We start from the raw sequence: 15,845 nt of genomic DNA on the forward strand, positions 1-15,845 counted from the left end.
GGAGGGGTTCCACACGTACCCATCCCGAACACGACCGTTAAGCCCTCCAGCGCCGATGGTACTTGGACCGCAGGGTCCTGGGAGAGTAGGACGCCGCCAAGCAAAAATAGTATGACCCTACAGGGTCATATCAGGCTGTCGAGAAATCTCGATGGCCTTTTTTATTCCCACTTCATTCAATACAACACCTTTTATATTGTATAATATAATAATTCTCCGTTTAACCGCAGACTTAAAATTTATGCTAGTAATGACTTTTAGAGGTCAAAGGAACAGTCTTTTATAACGGATTTTGCAGATTCCAGTGAGACTCTTTTTACTCTCAAACCCATTCTGTCAGTTACAGTGAAACGAAGCATTGCTCCCATTGATCGGCAATAGATGCCTTGTCCAGTTGCTCCCCAATAAGCGTGACATACCCCTGACTTACCGGAAGAGCTGTAGGCTGCCATTCGAAGTGATTTCCCGAGTATTGCAAAAGCATTGTACCTTCCTCTGGAAGCACGCAATAGCCTTTCGCCCGAAGCAGTGAGGAGCCAAGCCCGGTCAGGAAATTTTCCAAACGCTGTTTTTCCAGCTGCTGTGGAGAATGTTGATGAAGGGTTAAGCTCTCCAGACGGGAAAACGAAGGCGATTGATGAAGATCATGGCTATGGCTGTGCGCAGAAATAACTTTGAATGCCGCACTTCTGGAAATACTGGCAGGTCGTCCAATCTCTTTGATCGTAGTGGGAATGGACGTGGCGACTGCATCGGTTGGCTGTGCCTGTACGGGGACGAGTTGAGGCACCTGCTTAGGTTTGGCAGCAACGGATAAAGGGGCCAGGGCAGGCTTCAGCAGTGGCTCAAGGTCAACCCGGCAATATGCAGTCGTTTGCAGCTTGGCGGTATCGTTGTGCTTGCGAATACTCTTGATGACCTTCGTCACTTCACGGCTACTTGCGGCATCCGTCTTGTTCACCACAATGAAGTCTGCGGTGCGAAGCTGCCCGTGCAGAGTCCGAACCAGCTCCTTGTCAGCGGTGAAGCGGCTGTTGTATTCATGAAAAAGCTTTGCGTCCACAACACTGATGCTTTGAACCAGATAGAGCCGATTGGCCAGCAGCGGGGAGCGCAGCTCTTCCAGCACTTGCTCAGGGTTGGCTACTCCCGTAGTTTCCATAAAAATCAAATCTGGCTCCTGGCTGAGGAGGGTATGCAGAGCACCTGCCAGTTCGCTTTTTTTGCTGCAACAAATGCAGCCCTCCAGCAATCCTTCCACAGTTACGTCAGGCATTTCTTCTGAAATGATGGCGCCGTCTACGTCAACTTCACCCATTTCATTCATTAATACCGCAGCACGAAGCGGAATTTGACGGGTATGGGCCAGTAGGCGCAGAAGCAGGGTCGTTTTGCCGCTACCGAGAAAACCGCTGATTAAAATCACAGGAACCTTGTTCATCTTTTATCCTCCTTGCTAGGGTTAGTGTGCTGCATTTAAGCGATCAAAAGCAGCTACCGAGTCTGCTTGGGTGTAGACATAAGGAGATTCCGGCTGCTTGACTTCGGTTATCTTGTCGGATCGAATTTCAAGTATAGGCGCATTGTCCTTTTGCGTGGCATGCAAGGTTCCTTCAATGGTCACCCAGGTATCCTTGTCAAAGGACGAGAGCTTGTGGGATTGAACAATGATCCCGAAGGGCATGGCATCAGCAGTACAACATATGACCAGGAACCTTCCTACTGCAAATAGACCTTTATCCCGCAGATTACTGTCTTTATAGACAAAGCCGGTCACCTGTACTTTTTTTCCTTCAAAAGCGTGCTTGTATAATTCGATGGCTCCGATGGTTTCAGAGAAAATTTCCGGCTTGATCTGTATGATGGGCTGCTGATATAGGCGTTTTGCCAGCTCGGCGAATTCAGTATTGTACTTGTCAGGCGGAACGAACAGCTTATCCAGCATTTCTTGATTCCACTTGCTCTTCGATGGATGCGAAGCGGACACAGAAGACGATGTTGATAAAATGCGGGATGCGGGGGCTTGGGTGGGCTGTAAATCTGTTTTGCGCCGGATATCCGGGTTAGGGTAGGTGAAGGACATTCCCTTTTTGGCCGCCATATCACTACCAAGCGCCTGATTGGGCAGCAGGGCGCCGAACAGCAGCGGAATGAGCAACATTCCATATACAAGCATTTTTTTGAACCAGCTTTGAGGTAACGGATGCTCGCAATCACACATATCCTCACCGTCTCGCTCCCCAACTATTCCATGCCATGCCATTGCCAAAGCGATGAACAACAATGGCACAGGGCAGAGCAGAAGCAACTTTTGCATGTGTGGCGCCAAGTAGTAATGAAGTGCGCTTGTGCGGCTTAATGTGATGATATATACAGCTAATCCGATCATGAGCAAGGAACGCATACCATACTGCCAGCGGATGCTAAAGGCTGTATTCACGCTAGTATTCACCTCCCGAATAACCATTCAGCAGCTATAGAGCCAACCAGGACAAGCGAAATAATGAGCAGACATAGGACGGCGACAAATTTGGTGCGGAAGGTGCTTAGCAGCATAAGTGTACCTTTGAAATCGAGCATCGGCCCGAGCACAAGAAAGGCTGCCAGCGGACCTAATGTAAAGGTATGCGAAAAAGCGGTAGCAACAAAGGCATCAGAGGTTGAGCACAGCGACAGTACATAGGCAAAGCCCATCATAAAGGCATAGGAGCCAGCCGCTCCACCGCTTAACGAAAGCATTTCATCGCGCGGGATGAAGGTTTGAATACAGGCTGTCAATAATGCGCCAATAATAAGATATTTGCTCATGTCCAAAAATTCATCACCAGCATGTACAAAAAAGCCTCGCATAGTGCGCTGATGCCGATGAGTTTGGTCGTTCTGCTTCTGCTGGTTAAAAGACAGCAATGACCGTTTGAGCGGGTGTACACGCACAAAGGTATATACAATTAGTCCAATAATTGCGGAAACGGCAAAGGCTAGCCCCATGCGAACGGCCGTGACTTCGGGATGGGAAGGGAACGCCATCATCGTTGCAGCCAGCACTACGGGATTGATAATGGGTCCGCTTAATATAAAGGTAATGCCCATATAGGCAGGCATTCCCTTGAGCATCAATTGACGAACGACAGGGATCATGCCGCATTCACAGATCGGAAACAGCAGCCCCAGCAAGGAGGCCAGCAGGACACCCGGTACAGGATGCGCAGGCGCCATTTTACGTATCCACGTTTCTGATACAAGCCATTGTAAAAGAGAGGAGACGAGGACGCCGATAAGTAGAAATGGCATGGCTTCCAGGAAAATGCCCATAAATACTGTTTTTAACGACTGCATCTGACTCATATCCAACGAGCGAAGCCACCGGGGAGATAGCATAATAAGCACTGGGATAAGAAAGGTGAATGGAATCATAAAAGGCAGCATCTTCAACAGCGTACTGTTTTTCATTAGACGTCTCCTCGGAAATAAGGGTTGTTGTCTACATCCTATGCCTGTTACAGGACAAACATGCCCGCTGAATAGCGTTTGGATTACTGTCTATATTGACAAGTCCGAGTGTGTTCATATATTTATGTTTATTAATCGTAAATATTACGATATGTAAAAAAGTACAAAAAACCTCCAAATCTCACGCTTCAGTAGGATTGGAGGTTCTTTGTGTTATATGGGAATGTGAGCTACACAGCTACACAGGAAGCAAAGTTGCTGCGGAACCACTGCTCGTCCAGATTTCGGCCGATAATGACGATTTCACTGCGGCGCGGCTCATTCTCTTTCCAGGCTCGGTCTGTCTGTGTGCCAAATAGCATATGAACGCCCTGAAAAATGACACGTTTGCTGACATTTTGTAAATTCAGAATGCCTTTATAATTATTAGTAATTATTACGATTAAAATCCGATAAATGATTGCAAGAAGGAAATTTTTACGGTACGATCCATATTAAATGTTGTAAAGACAAGGAGGATTTTATGATACCGATTGCTGTTTTATCTGGATTTTTGGGCAGTGGTAAAACAACTCTTCTTCAGCATGCACTGGCTTACTATAAAGGGCAGGGCCTCAAGCCGGCTATTTTGATGAATGAGTTGGGCGATGTTAATCTGGACGGCAGTTTGGTGAACGGTCAAGCTCCCATGAAGGAAATGCTTAGTGGTTGTATCTGCTGCACTATTCGCGGGGACCTGGGCGTTGAATTAATGAATCTTGCCGAAGAATATAAACCGGACGTGATTATCGTCGAATGTACCGGAGTAGCCAATCCAATGGAAATTGTAGATGCCGTGACAGATGCTTCTATGTATTCCACTATGGTTTTACAATCCGTTATTACGGTGATGGATGCGCGTCAATTTTTGGATTTTGCCTCAGGTAACGAGAGAAGCAAGTCGTTTCGTTTGATGCAGGATCAGCTTCGATGCGCTTCCAAGCTGATTATCAATAAGACTGATTTACTGGCCGCGGGAGAGTTGCAGAAAGTACAAGCCCTCGTCAAGGAATTAAATCCTTATGCCCTGACCGTAAATACACAACGGAGCGACGTAGACGCGGATGTATTTTTCTCCATTCAAAGAGAGGATCGTATAGATGCCTTGCATTCAAAGGAGTCCATAGCCGATAACGGGAATGATCATCATTCGGAAAGTCATCTGCACGCTCATGATGACCATGCAGATCATGACCATCATAATCATAATCACGACCACGACCATGACCATGGCCACGGCCACGGGGAGCATTATCATTCCTACGACCATGTTGTCGTACACACGCATTTCTTCGGGCAACCTGTGCCGCGATCCAAGTTTGAACAGCTGTTCCGCAGCTTGCCCGCTGAAATTTACCGTGCCAAAGGAATTGTACGTTTTCTCGAAACAGAGGGTCAGATGATGTTCCAGTTTGCTTACCGAGAGTTGGAAATTATTCCGATTCGTCCGCAAAAATCGGTGAATGATGTTGCGGTCCTTATGGGCGAAAATTTCTCTGCTTCTGAGATCGAAGAACGATTGAGAACGCTGGAAACGGCCGAAAAGCCATGGATTAGTTCATGACCTCAGGAACGAGTAGCGTTTATCCATCAAAACATAATTCTAACGCCCATATAGCTGGAAAATCTGCTATGGGATTTACTACAATTCTGCTGTTATTGGCAGCTGGGTTGGTGCTGTCGATTACAGTCGCAGTCATGCTCGGTCCTGTGGCTGTCGCGCCAGGAACGGTATGGCGAATTGCTCTGTCCCATCTTCCCTGGCTGGACCAGTGGATACCTGTGACATGGACCAGGCCGGAGCAATATATCGTCTGGGAAATCCGTTTTCCACGCGTGCTGCTGGGCGTTATCGTAGGGGCAGGGTTAGCCGTTACAGGGGCCGCTATTCAGGCCTTAATTCGTAATTCGTTAGCAGACCCCTATATTTTAGGAGTCTCGTCCGGGGCTTCAGTTACAGCGACCCTGGTTATTGTGTTTGGAGCCTTTGGTATCCTTGGACGGTTCGCGCTGCCTTTGTCTGCTTTTTTAGGCTCGCTGGCAGCGATGCTTATGGTGTTCGCATTAGCCCGTGTGGCCGGACGGATATCGACGACCCGATTACTGCTGGCAGGCGTGGCGGTGTCCATGATGCTGTCGGCTGTGACCAGCTTTATCGTTACGATGGCTCCTAATGAAAAGGGTATCCGCGACGCGATGTATTGGATGATGGGCAGTCTGGCAGGCGCACAGTGGGATACGCTTCTTATTCCGACCCTCATTATAGCTGGCGGGACGATGATCCTGCTGACTCAATACCGCTCACTGAACGCTCTGCTGACAGGCGAAGAGGCAGCAGTAACGCTCGGTGTGAACGTACAGACGTTTCGCGTGCTTCTCGTCATTATAGCCTCGCTTCTAACCGGGGCGGTTGTGGCGGTTAGTGGCTCAATTGGCTTTGTCGGGCTGATGATTCCGCATATCGTGAGACTGATGGTGGGATCGGATCATCGCCGTGTTCTGCCGGTCAGTCTGTTGGCGGGAGCTATCTTTGTTGTGTGGGCAGACGTATGTGCCCGGCTCGTGCTGGCTCCGCAAGAGCTGCCGATCGGCATTGTGACAGCCGTTTGCGGAGGACCCTTTTTTGTGTGGCTGCTGCGGCGCAGTTCCTATTCATTTGGAGGCGAAAAATGAATATAGAAGTCGAACACATCACCTTCAGTATTCACGATAAGCGGCTGATCGAAGACATCTGCCTTCAGGTCAAAAAGGGAGAGCTGGTCGGTCTGATTGGTCCGAACGGCAGTGGCAAATCAACGCTGCTCAAAAATATGTACCGTGTACTAAAGCCTGACAACGGATGGATAACACTGGATGGCAGGGATATGCTGCGCATGAAGTACAAGGAAACGGCCCGGCAAATGGCGGTGGTGAGTCAGGATGCACCTCAGACGTTTGATTTTTCAGTACGGGACATCGTCTTGATGGGCCGCCACCCGCATAAAAAGCTGTTGGAGGCGGATACCACTGTCGATTATGAATTGGTAGAACAGGCATTGGAACGGGTAGGCATGGACACTCAGGCCGATCAGAGCTTTGCAACCTTGTCCGGTGGTGAAAAACAACGGGTGCTGATCGCCAGAGCGCTGGCTGGACAGGCGAAATTTCTTATGCTGGATGAGCCGACGAATCATCTGGATATCCGGTATCAGCTGCAAATTCTTGATTTGGTCAAAGCGCTTCAGGTAACTACGCTTGCTGCACTGCATGATCTGAATTTGGCGGCTTTGTATTGTGACCGAATGTATGTATTACAAGAGGGCAAGGTGGTAGCCTCCGGTAAAACAGAGGACATACTTCAGTCGAATCTGCTGCGCAGTGTTTTTGGAGTGGAGACGGAAATCTGCATCCATCCGAAAACCGGTAAGCCGAATATTACCTTTTTACCGGATTCTCTTAGGAGAGAAGACCATTTTTGATCTAAACAGAATGCAGCTATTATAAGAGAGGGGGCAGTACATATGAAAAAATATAGCAAACGCGCAATATCATGGATTATGCTCGCTTTGGTGACGGTGCTGCTACTATCAGCTTGTGGAACAGGAAACACGGCTCAAACAACCGATTCAGCTACAAATGGACAACAGTCTGCCGCATCGCAATCGGCGACCAAAGAGACGCCGGTAAAGCTTGAGAATATGGGCGTTAAGATGATATTTCCCGAAGCTCCCAAACGCGCAATTACACTGAACCAGCACGCAACAGAGGTGATGCTGGCTCTTGGGCTGGAGTCCTCCATGGTAGGAACAGCGTATTTGGATGATCAGATTTTACCGGAGTATAAGGCTCAATATGACAAAATCCCGGTGCTGGCCAAGCAGTATCCGTCTAAAGAGGTATTTATGGCTGCTGCGCCGGATTTTGCTTATGCGGGCTGGAAGAGTGCCTTTAATGATAAAAATCTCGGTTCCCGTGAGGAGCTTGCGAAGCAGGGAGTGTCGACCTATGTACAGGAATCATCCAATAAGCCGGGTCCAACGTTAGAAGATGTATATCTGGATATACTAAATATTGGACGCATTTTCCGGGTTGAAGACCGGGCAGACAAGCTGGTAGGTGACATTCGTGGACAAGTGCAGTCCATTCAGACTCAAATTGGTAATGTAGAGAAGGCACCGAAGGTGTTTGTTTATGATAGCGGCGAAGATAAGCCTTTTACGGCTGCCAACAATTATCTGACCTCGTTGATTAAAAGTGTAAAGGCGAAAAATATTTTTGATGATATTAACAAAAGTTTTGCTGAGGTAAGCTGGGAAGAGGTTGTGAGCCGTAACCCTGACGTCATTGTAATTCTAGACTACGGAGACACCTCGCTGGAGGATAAAGAGAAGCTGCTTCTAAGCAAGCCTGCACTGGGAGGTGTGGAAGCGATCAAAAACAAACGGTTTGTGATGCTGCCTCTGTCCGCAGCGGCTGAAGGCATACGCGCACCGATTGCATTGAAAACCTTGGCTGTAGGTCTGTACCCGGACAAAGTGAAGTAAACAAAAGAGTTGTCAAAGCATTGACGAACCTTGCCTAAACTGTTAAACTTGCTAATGCGTAAAGGTTACGTTTATCGAACGCTTCTTTTTTTAATACCAAATCGTAATAATTACGGTAGATGGTTTAATGATCATAAACGACCTGGAGAATCTGCGCAATGATGATTGCTCAGTGGCTCCAGGCTTTTTAAAGGAAAGGGAGATTTGCGTCATGTTATTGGCCTCATTGGAACAAGTCACTTTTGGCTACGGAGACGTTCCTAACTTGGTGGATGCCAATGTTGAAATTTTTTCCGGAGAATTTGTGGCAATTACCGGACCGAATGGTGCTTCCAAATCAACAATGCTTAAACTGTTACTGGGTTTGCTTCAGCCTTGGCGGGGCAAGGTGTTTATGTCTGACCGCACAGGTGAAGGCAAGAAGCTCGTTGTTGGATTTGTATCGCAACAAATCGCTGCCTTCAATGGCGGATTTCCAAGTACGATTCTGGAATTTGTCCGTTCAGGAAGATACACGCATGGTTCCTGGTTGCGCCGTATGCGGCCTGAGGATCATGCCTTGACGGAGCAGGCGCTTCGTCAGGTAGGGATGTGGGAATTGCGTCATCGTAAGATTGGCGAATTGTCCGGTGGACAGAAGCAGCGCATTTGTGTTGCACGCGCGCTCGCTCAGGAATCGGATTTGCTTATTTTGGATGAGCCTACAACAGGTATGGATCAGGAAAGCCGCCATCATTTCTATGACTTGATGAATCAGCAGGTCAAGGAATATGGAAGAACGGTGGTCATGGTCACGCATGGACTATCGGAAGTGCAACATTATTTGGATCGTATTATTGAGCTTGAGAGGAAGGAAGATGGCGGATGGAAATGCTGCACTACGACTTCATGCAGCGGGCATTTTGTGCCGGTGGGGTAATTGCACTGCTGGCCTCGGTGCTTGGAGTGTACCTGATGCTGCGGCGTCAGGCTCTGATGGCGGACATGCTATCGCATGTATCGCTGGCAGGGGTAGCAGCGGGCGCCTATTTGGGCATGAACCCGACGATCACCGGTTTTATTGTAGCTGTGATCGGTGCGATTATCGTTGAATATGTCCGCAGGTCCTATAAAACATATAGTGAGATTTCTGTGGCTATTATTATGGTCGGCGGTTTATCGACGGCTGTTATTTTAATGAATCTGAATCAGAGCATTAATAAAGGGTTTTCTGCTTATTTGTTCGGTTCGGTGGTAGCGGTCAATCAGACAGAATTGATGTTGATGATCGTTGTGGCTGTGATCGGAGGCATTTTCTTTTTTGTCTTCCGACGCCCTTTGTACCAAATTACCTTTGATGAAGAAACAGCGAAGACAAACGGCCTTCCCGTCAAATCCATTTCATTTGCGTTTAGTATTTTGACGGGGATGATTGTAGCTGCTGCAATGCCGATTGTCGGTGTGCTGCTTGTCTCTTCACTAATCGTGCTCCCTGCTGCGCTGGCCATACGAATTGCACCGAGCTTTGCGGTAGCCATCTGGATATCTATGGTAACGGCTCTGATCGGCGTATTTACGGGTTTAACTGCCTCGTATGAACTGAGTACGCCCCCAGGGGGAACCATTGCTATGGTGCTATTATTATGCCTGATCTTGGGAGTGGGTATTCAAAAGCTGGTACGCAAGCTGAGTAAACAGCAGACTTCTCGACGGAAAAATGCGGTACGCAGTGAGAACAATTAAAAATAGCAACTAATAATAAACAGATAAAGGAGTTATGAACATGAATACATGGTTCAAAAAATCATTCGTATTGTCTGCGGGACTGGCACTTATTTTGTCCGGCTGTGGAGTCCAATCTGATCATACAGCTACAAAACCTTCCCAAACCGAGCCGGGTACGGAGCAAAGCGGTAAAAAGCTGAATGTGGTTACCACTTTTTATCCGATGTATGAATTTACAAGGCAAGTTGCCGGAGAGCATGCGAACGTAACGGCCCTGATTCCTGCCGGTGCTGAGCCACATGACTGGGAACCGAGCGCCAAGGATATGGCACAGATCAAGGACGCTGACGTATTTGTCTATAACGGTATCGTCGAAGGCTGGGCAGAGCAGGCTTTGAGCAGCGCAGCCAACGACAAGCGTTTTGTAGTTGAAGCGAGTAAAGGGCTGAACCTGATGGAAGGTACTGCTGAGGAGGAAGAAGCGCATGGAGAGGAAGGCCATGATCACGGTCATGTGCTCGACCCACATGTATGGCTTGATCCCGTATTGGCGCAAAAGGAAGTAGAGGCTATTGAAGCGGGGCTTGTAAATGCCGATCCTGCCAACAAAGCCGATTATGAAAAAAATGCAGATGCTTATATCGCCAAGCTGAAAGATCTGGATACAGCGTTCAAAACAGGTCTGAAGGATGTAAAACGCAAAGACTTTATTACACAGCATGCTGCTTTTAGCTATTTGGCCAAGCAATACGGTCTGACTCAAGTACCGATTGCCGGACTTTCTCCGGAGCAAGAGCCTACACCGGACAAACTGGCGGATATTATCAAATTTTCCAAAGCAAACAATGTAAAAACCATTTTCTTTGAAACCCTCGTAGATCCGAAGGTTGCTCAGACCGTTGCTACTGAAATCGGTGCAAAAACGGATGTTCTGAATCCGCTCGAAGGACTGACAGATGAAGACAAACAGAACAACCTCGACTACCTTGGGGTGATGAAAAACAATCTTGAGGCTTTGAAAAAAGCTTTGAATGAATAAAGTCTGTAAACTGACATCGGTATGACCACGGTGTCAGTTTTTTTATGTCTATATAAACTGGACTTAAAAGCTATTTATCGTGCCACTGCGCATCCGGATGGTGCTTCCCATCGCCACCGCCCCCGGATTTCTTGAATAAAGCCTTTAATCAGGGTATAAATCCGGGGAAGTGATGCTTCCGAAGCGAGCTTAATGATCCTTGGCATAATTCAAACCTAAGAGATAAGCTTGGTTCAGCAGCATTTCGTAATGACCGGGATTTGAATCCAGAGTCTCATATAAGAATTCAACCTTGGAATTGGAAACACCGCAATAATCTGCAATTCCCACATTCAGCAGATGAGTAATCATTTCATCATAGTTACGCTTTTTCATCTGTTCTTTCGAAACGCCAGCCAAACCAATCCACAAGACATGCTGATGATGAAGGTGGTTCGAACCGTACGCAAACCCATTGTTCCATACACGGTCAATATACCCCTTTAGCATAGCCGGCAAATGCCACCACCAAAGTGGAAAAATAAATGCCAAAGCATCATGCTCCTTCATCCGCCTTATTTCCATTTCTACTTCAGGGGAAAAGGACTGTTCCGCAACTGACCAATCGGGTTCATCTGCTCCTTTTAAAACAGGATCAAAACCAATCCCGTGCAAATCCAATATCTCATAGTCGTGGCCAGCCTCGGCAAGACCTTGTACGAAACGACCGGCCACCTCAAAGGTCAAGGAATCTTTTCTCGGGTGTGAAACAACGCTTAATACTTTCATGCTTGTATCTTCACTACCTTTCTCAACAGCTAATTTCTAGCCATGATCAATGGCTGATGCTATTATAAACAGTAGGAAAATGATCTGGAAGTACGCACTTTTAAGTTCTATAGGATGATACAGGTGCCATAGGAACATGGAAGTACCCTAGGTAGATTCCCTAGAAACTGACCTGAGTAAAGGATTGAAGTGATGGGTTGCTTTAAGCAAACGTAGCCTTTTAACGGAGGTTTAAGAGATGACTGAACAGATGAAAAATAGCGTTCAAAAGAAGTATCAAGTTGGAGTGGAAGCGGCTTTAGAAGTAATGGGAGGAAAATGGAAGCCTTTAATTATCTACCATTTGATGACAGGGCGGAAACGAACGTCTGAGCTTCGTCGGTTAATGCCTGGCATTACTCAAAAAATGCTGACCACTCAGCTCAGAGGCCTGGAAAAGGATGAGATCGTTACACGAAAGGTTTATAATGAGATCCCTCCTAAAGTGGAGTATGAGTTAACGCACTACGGCTGGGGATTAAAACCCGCGCTAGACCATTTATGCTATTGGGGAGAGGATCACCTGGAAAAGATTCATGGAGACAAATCCAAGGTTTTGGAAGAATTCCAAGGCTGCTGTATAGAGTAAATTTAAGTTACTACTATAAATGAGCAAATTCACTTTCAGTAAATTGCAAAAACAAAATAAATAGAGACAGAGCGATCGCCACCGCACGACGATTGGACTTATGGTCTATACCAAGATTGATCACGTATGCGACATGGCCGCGACGCTGCCTCTTCCCCCTCACGGTGGCTATGGCTGGTCGATACCTGGTTTACTTGTGCCCGCATGATCGACAGTTATGCTGCTGCAGGCTACCACCTGATCGACGGTCTGAAATGCAATCGTATTCTTTATCCGCAAGGCATCCGTATTTCTGTACAAGATTTTGCTGCCCACCTTCGCAAGGAAGACGTTCGCCTCGTGACCGTGAACGGAACTTCGTACTGGACGTACCGATATGAAGGTCCCTTAAACGATATTGAAAATGCTGTTGTCCTCCTGTGCTGGCCGGAGCAAGCGTTCGGAGAGCCCAAAGCACTGCGTGCGTTTTTGTGCACGGATGTCTCCTTGGATACGGAAACGATCTCGAGCTATTACAGCAAGAGATGGCCCATTGAGCTCTTTTTCGCCAGTCTAAGAATAACCTTGGCTTCGACAAGTACCAGGTTCGTTCAGTAACCGCTTTTGTCCGTCTTTGGGCGTTGCTTGCGTAAACGCATTTGTACTGCACCACTGGGTTGGGGCTGCTTTGCCGATTTGGCGATGGGTTGCGTACCGTCCGCAAGCAAGTCCAACTGGACCGGCTTCAGTTTGTTTACGATTGCGGTCATAAAGGCATTCCTTTCCACTTGGTTTGTAAACAGCTCAAGGGCGCTTAATGCCATTTGGTTGTTTATGGATCCGTTTTTGCTTATTTATAGGAATAAATACAAAAGAAAGGACTATCACAATTTGTAGGACTTGTTAGTCGTGTTTTACAACTTTATGATTATATTTACTTATTACTGTAAGCATTTTCTCTATATGCAGAGCATAAAAAAACGATCTATCTCCATTAGACAGGAGAGTGATCGTTTTTTTTCGTTGCATGGGATTATTCCAGAACATCGCTCAGGTTATGTCTCTGACCTGTAAGATTTTCTAATGTATCGAGAATAGGACTTAATGTTTCCAGATCTATGCGTTTGGTCTTACCATCGCACATATCGTAAATTAAGTTCGGTCGAACTTTTGCTTCGCGAGCCAAGGCATTTTTTGTGATTCCTGCTTTGCCCAATGTTTCTTCTAGCTTTATATTTATCGCCAAAGATCATCACCTCCTGCGAAGTGGCACGATTGATGACTTTTAAATTCAACTTACATAGTGCTAAGGTTTCACTGGATACCTAGTACTTTGTGATCTTCACCCTACAGGAATGAATTACGTCATTGTGAAACGTTTTTTTGAAAACTAATTCTGTGGTAGCTAGTTTCCAATTGCTTTTATAATTCAATGGTAGCGTTTTTGTTTTTACAGATTTTTTCTATTAATTATGCTCGTTTTTTCACCGATATTGAACTTTGGAGATGGATATAATCTTATAACAGATTGGAGCGATTATTTTGGCAACAGTTGTAATAGTGGATGATTCTTTATTTATGCGATCTGTGCTTAAAGATATTTTTCTGGATTTAGGTCACTCTGTTATTGCGGAGGCAGAGAATGGGTATGATGCTGTTTTGAAATATGCGCACTTTCGCCCAGACTTAATCACCATGGACATCAATATGCCTAAGATGGATGGACTTGAGGCTGTTAAAAAGATTGTAGAGCTTGATCCACAAGCCAATATTTTAATGTGTTCTGCTTTGGGTCAGCAAGAAGCGATTATCAAAGCATTTAAAGCAGGTGCCAAAGACTTTATTGTTAAGCCATTTGAGATGGAAAGGGTCGTAAATGCAGTCTCAAAAATGCTTGGTAGTTAATGAATCCAGATTCTAATACATAAATATTGCAATTTGAAATGAGAGATCCATGGTTATTTTCACGAATATGGAGATGAATAGGATGAGCAATCGGGTATTGTCTCAAAAGGTATTTATAGATGAACTGATCACTACGATCAGGAATGGTGGGCTTGTTCCTGTAAATTATGAACAGCTCATAAATGAACAAAGAGAAAGAATGGATGCTCTTAACAATGAGCTTACGGTACGTATAGAGGGATTAGAGACGGATTTGGTTCCTGCCTCGACGCATTCCGTTCCTTTTTCCAATGGTGAAATTATATTTCTGGCACGGTATATTGTACTCATGGGGGATCATACCGAGGGCTATTTTGTGTTCTATCGAGCAGAAGATTGTGAAAGTCCGGAAGAGGTTCAGTTTATAACAAGCTCTTATCAGCTTCCTCATTTGTTGCTTGAGCTGGCTCTTACTTTAAAAGAACATGGCACGAGCGAGCCGGTTGATATTCTGACTTATTGGAATGGACCTGTCTATCCGCTAAAAGATTTGAATAAAGAGGATATCAAGCTGTCCACCTATGAATTTTAAAGCTATAGTAAGGATTAGGTACATCGAGTTGGGTAATACTTATACAAGGGAGTGAAAAAGTCTATGATTAGTAAAGTTGGTCAAATTATGCTGTATGTAAATAACCAAGATGAGGCACTGGATTTTTGGACAAAAAAAGTAGGATTTAATGTAATTTCTGAAGAAAATAATGGTCAGGGAATGAGATGGATTGAAATTGCTCCTGCAAAGGGTGCAGAAACAAGCATCGTGCTCCATAATAAGGAATTAGTTGCTAAAATGTCACCTGAATTAAATCTCGGTGCACCTTCCTTAATGTTTTTTTCGGAAAATCTCGATCAATTATATGGCGACTTATCAAATAAAAATGTCAAAGTCGGAGAAATAGTAACTATGCCTTTCGGAAGAGTATTTAACTTTGCAGATCATGAAGAAAATTACTTTGCTGTAATGGAAAAAAAGTAAATAATAAAATTCAATATAAGTTGAACTCGAAAACATACATTAAAACGGAGTAGGCGGAATAGTGCTGTACAAGCGAAGCATTATCCGTCTGCGCAGTGACACGTTAGATAACTTTTAAGTTCAGAGCTTATATATTTATAAAAAATCCCTTGAGAGAGTCAAATCCCTCAGGGGATTTTTTTACATTGATAATCAAACGCATGTTCGCATATAATACAAACAAATGTTCTGATAAGGAGTGAAGGATCATGCTGGAGAAATACGTGGGGCAGACCGTGGAAATCGTGTATATGGACCGGAAGGGTAAACTGTCTCATCGGCGTATTGAGGTGCATCGTGTGCAAAATGGCTTGATACGGGCTACCTGTTTACAGACAGGCCAGCCACGCGTTTTTCGATTAGACCATGTACTGGCATGGCATCCTGTAACCAAAACAGCATAGGAGGCGTTTACGATGGGGAAAAAGCTTGAAGGGAACGGTATATGGGAAAGCTCGCGCATGATCCTACCTGAGCATCGGGATGCGTATCTAAGACTGATGAAGGATCAGGGCAGACGTAACAAGCCAACACTGGACGATCAGGAAATGCAGCAGATTGAACAGGCCCTTATCATTTCCTATAATGAACGGAAGTTTATTACGCTGCGGGTATTCAATCCGTTTGATGATGAGGAGTTGTGTGGGCTTGTAACGGTGATTAACACAAGTCGACGAGAAGTGAAGCTGTCCCGTGGAGAAGAGGATTTTAGCTGGATTAAGCTGGAGGAAATTATCGAGGCGAATATATAAACAA

At 45.8% G+C, this 15,845-nt stretch carries 19 protein-coding genes, 1 rRNA gene and 1 pseudogene; 15 read left to right on the forward strand and 6 right to left on the reverse strand.

Annotated elements, in window-relative coordinates:
- A 5S ribosomal RNA gene (rrf, locus tag LCF57_RS09855) occupies positions 1 to 102 on the forward strand; the annotation flags it as partial.
- 238 nt (positions 103 to 340) lie between these two features.
- On the opposite strand, the gene LCF57_RS09860 is transcribed toward rrf, so the two are convergent.
- The 4 genes from LCF57_RS09860 to LCF57_RS09875 all read right to left on the reverse strand — a co-directional run bounded on the left by LCF57_RS09860 (position 341) and on the right by LCF57_RS09875 (position 3,911).
- Positions 341 to 1,441 (reverse strand): CobW family GTP-binding protein, encoded by a 1,101-nt coding sequence (locus tag LCF57_RS09860; protein WP_226000529.1) that lies wholly within the window; start codon positions 1,439 to 1,441, stop codon positions 341 to 343.
- A gap of 21 nt (positions 1,442 to 1,462) precedes the next feature.
- The gene (locus LCF57_RS09865; RefSeq protein ID WP_226000530.1) at positions 1,463 to 2,440 is read right to left on the reverse strand and encodes a TIGR03943 family putative permease subunit; all 978 of its coding nucleotides are present in this window, start codon (positions 2,438 to 2,440) and stop codon (positions 1,463 to 1,465) included.
- An 8-nt stretch (positions 2,441 to 2,448) separates the two neighbouring features.
- On the reverse strand, positions 2,449 to 3,450 hold the full coding sequence (locus LCF57_RS09870) for a permease (RefSeq protein WP_226000531.1): 1,002 nt from the start codon (positions 3,448 to 3,450) through the stop codon (positions 2,449 to 2,451).
- Positions 3,451 to 3,680: 230 nt separating this feature from the next.
- The gene (locus LCF57_RS09875) at positions 3,681 to 3,911 is read right to left on the reverse strand and encodes a GTP-binding protein (protein WP_318840656.1); all 231 of its coding nucleotides are present in this window, start codon (positions 3,909 to 3,911) and stop codon (positions 3,681 to 3,683) included.
- 62 nt (positions 3,912 to 3,973) lie between these two features.
- Here LCF57_RS09875 and LCF57_RS09880 point away from each other — a divergent pair, with 62 nt between their 5' ends.
- The 7 genes from LCF57_RS09880 (at position 3,974) to LCF57_RS09910 (ending at position 10,755) form a co-directional block, all read left to right on the forward strand.
- The gene (locus LCF57_RS09880) at positions 3,974 to 5,053 is read left to right on the forward strand and encodes a CobW family GTP-binding protein (protein ID WP_226000532.1); all 1,080 of its coding nucleotides are present in this window, start codon (positions 3,974 to 3,976) and stop codon (positions 5,051 to 5,053) included.
- The gene (locus tag LCF57_RS09885; RefSeq protein ID WP_226000533.1) at positions 5,050 to 6,162 is read left to right on the forward strand and encodes a FecCD family ABC transporter permease; all 1,113 of its coding nucleotides are present in this window, start codon (positions 5,050 to 5,052) and stop codon (positions 6,160 to 6,162) included. The genes LCF57_RS09880 and LCF57_RS09885 overlap by 4 nt, the downstream gene beginning before the upstream one ends.
- Entirely contained in the window at positions 6,159 to 6,947 is a 789-nt protein-coding gene (locus LCF57_RS09890; protein ID WP_226000534.1) for an ABC transporter ATP-binding protein, read from the forward strand. The genes LCF57_RS09885 and LCF57_RS09890 overlap by 4 nt, the downstream gene beginning before the upstream one ends.
- Positions 6,948 to 6,989: 42 nt before the next feature.
- A complete protein-coding gene (locus LCF57_RS09895; protein WP_226000535.1) occupies positions 6,990 to 8,012 on the forward strand; it encodes an ABC transporter substrate-binding protein in 1,023 nt (340 codons plus the stop codon).
- 211 nt (positions 8,013 to 8,223) lie between these two features.
- A complete protein-coding gene (locus LCF57_RS09900) occupies positions 8,224 to 8,931 on the forward strand; it encodes a metal ABC transporter ATP-binding protein (RefSeq protein WP_226000635.1) in 708 nt (235 codons plus the stop codon).
- Positions 8,877 to 9,734, forward strand: coding sequence for a metal ABC transporter permease (locus LCF57_RS09905; protein WP_226000536.1), 858 nt, complete (start codon positions 8,877 to 8,879; stop codon positions 9,732 to 9,734). Before LCF57_RS09900 ends, LCF57_RS09905 begins: the two co-directional genes overlap by 55 nt.
- A 40-nt stretch (positions 9,735 to 9,774) precedes the next feature.
- On the forward strand, positions 9,775 to 10,755 hold the full coding sequence (locus tag LCF57_RS09910) for a metal ABC transporter substrate-binding protein (protein WP_226000537.1): 981 nt from the start codon (positions 9,775 to 9,777) through the stop codon (positions 10,753 to 10,755).
- Positions 10,756 to 10,944: 189 nt separating this feature from the next.
- Here LCF57_RS09910 and LCF57_RS09915 read toward each other — a convergent pair whose 3' ends face one another.
- A complete protein-coding gene (locus tag LCF57_RS09915; RefSeq protein ID WP_226000538.1) occupies positions 10,945 to 11,523 on the reverse strand; it encodes an NAD(P)H oxidoreductase in 579 nt (192 codons plus the stop codon).
- Positions 11,524 to 11,761: 238 nt separating this feature from the next.
- On the opposite strand from LCF57_RS09915, the gene LCF57_RS09920 reads away from it, so the two are divergent.
- Positions 11,762 to 12,151, forward strand: a complete 390-nt coding sequence (locus LCF57_RS09920; protein WP_226000539.1) for a winged helix-turn-helix transcriptional regulator — start codon at positions 11,762 to 11,764, stop codon at positions 12,149 to 12,151.
- Positions 12,152 to 12,260: 109 nt separating this feature from the next.
- Positions 12,261 to 12,948, forward strand: a pseudogene (locus tag LCF57_RS09925) (transposase); the annotation flags it as partial.
- Positions 12,949 to 13,163: 215 nt separating this feature from the next.
- On the opposite strand, the gene LCF57_RS09930 reads toward LCF57_RS09925, so the two are convergent.
- Positions 13,164 to 13,376: a helix-turn-helix domain-containing protein gene (locus tag LCF57_RS09930; protein ID WP_226000540.1), complete on the reverse strand. Its 213-nt coding sequence runs from the start codon at positions 13,374 to 13,376 to the stop codon at positions 13,164 to 13,166.
- 296 nt (positions 13,377 to 13,672) lie between these two features.
- Here LCF57_RS09930 and LCF57_RS09935 point away from each other — a divergent pair, with 296 nt between their 5' ends.
- The 5 genes from LCF57_RS09935 to LCF57_RS09955 all read left to right on the forward strand — a co-directional run bounded on the left by LCF57_RS09935 (position 13,673) and on the right by LCF57_RS09955 (position 15,841).
- Positions 13,673 to 14,035, forward strand: a complete 363-nt coding sequence (locus LCF57_RS09935) for a response regulator (RefSeq protein WP_264083565.1) — start codon at positions 13,673 to 13,675, stop codon at positions 14,033 to 14,035.
- A gap of 82 nt (positions 14,036 to 14,117) precedes the next feature.
- A complete protein-coding gene (locus tag LCF57_RS09940) occupies positions 14,118 to 14,606 on the forward strand; it encodes a hypothetical protein (protein ID WP_226000541.1) in 489 nt (162 codons plus the stop codon).
- 63 nt (positions 14,607 to 14,669) lie between these two features.
- A complete protein-coding gene (locus tag LCF57_RS09945) occupies positions 14,670 to 15,050 on the forward strand; it encodes a VOC family protein (protein WP_226000542.1) in 381 nt (126 codons plus the stop codon).
- A gap of 248 nt (positions 15,051 to 15,298) precedes the next feature.
- Complete coding sequence (locus LCF57_RS09950) at positions 15,299 to 15,493, forward strand: hypothetical protein (RefSeq protein ID WP_226000543.1); 195 nt, start codon at positions 15,299 to 15,301, stop codon at positions 15,491 to 15,493.
- A gap of 12 nt (positions 15,494 to 15,505) precedes the next feature.
- On the forward strand, positions 15,506 to 15,841 hold the full coding sequence (locus LCF57_RS09955) for a YolD-like family protein (protein ID WP_226000544.1): 336 nt from the start codon (positions 15,506 to 15,508) through the stop codon (positions 15,839 to 15,841).
- Positions 15,842 to 15,845: the final 4 nt, after the last annotated feature.

The sequence above is a fragment of the Paenibacillus sp. BJ-4 genome (genome assembly GCF_020404765.1).
GTDB lineage: Bacteria > Bacillota > Bacilli > Paenibacillales > Paenibacillaceae > Paenibacillus.

Bases quoted from the DNA above. Each gene is read 5' to 3' on its own strand.
- LCF57_RS09860 (WP_226000529.1), bottom strand. From the start codon at position 1,441: ATGAACAAGGTTCCTGTGATTTTAATCAGCGGTTTTCTCGGTAGCGGC.
- LCF57_RS09870 (WP_226000531.1), bottom strand. From the start codon at position 3,450: ATGAAAAACAGTACGCTGTTGAAGATGCTGCCTTTTATGATTCCATTC.
- LCF57_RS09880 (WP_226000532.1), top strand. From the start codon at position 3,974: ATGATACCGATTGCTGTTTTATCTGGATTTTTGGGCAGTGGTAAAACA.
- LCF57_RS09885 (WP_226000533.1), top strand. From the start codon at position 5,050: ATGACCTCAGGAACGAGTAGCGTTTATCCATCAAAACATAATTCTAAC.
- LCF57_RS09890 (WP_226000534.1), top strand. From the start codon at position 6,159: ATGAATATAGAAGTCGAACACATCACCTTCAGTATTCACGATAAGCGG.
- LCF57_RS09895 (WP_226000535.1), top strand. From the start codon at position 6,990: ATGAAAAAATATAGCAAACGCGCAATATCATGGATTATGCTCGCTTTG.
- LCF57_RS09900 (WP_226000635.1), top strand. From the start codon at position 8,224: ATGTTATTGGCCTCATTGGAACAAGTCACTTTTGGCTACGGAGACGTT.
- LCF57_RS09905 (WP_226000536.1), top strand. From the start codon at position 8,877: ATGGAAATGCTGCACTACGACTTCATGCAGCGGGCATTTTGTGCCGGT.
- LCF57_RS09910 (WP_226000537.1), top strand. From the start codon at position 9,775: ATGAATACATGGTTCAAAAAATCATTCGTATTGTCTGCGGGACTGGCA.
- LCF57_RS09915 (WP_226000538.1), bottom strand. From the start codon at position 11,523: ATGAAAGTATTAAGCGTTGTTTCACACCCGAGAAAAGATTCCTTGACC.
- LCF57_RS09920 (WP_226000539.1), top strand. From the start codon at position 11,762: ATGACTGAACAGATGAAAAATAGCGTTCAAAAGAAGTATCAAGTTGGA.
- LCF57_RS09940 (WP_226000541.1), top strand. From the start codon at position 14,118: ATGAGCAATCGGGTATTGTCTCAAAAGGTATTTATAGATGAACTGATC.
- LCF57_RS09945 (WP_226000542.1), top strand. From the start codon at position 14,670: ATGATTAGTAAAGTTGGTCAAATTATGCTGTATGTAAATAACCAAGAT.
- LCF57_RS09950 (WP_226000543.1), top strand. From the start codon at position 15,299: ATGCTGGAGAAATACGTGGGGCAGACCGTGGAAATCGTGTATATGGAC.
- LCF57_RS09955 (WP_226000544.1), top strand. From the start codon at position 15,506: ATGGGGAAAAAGCTTGAAGGGAACGGTATATGGGAAAGCTCGCGCATG.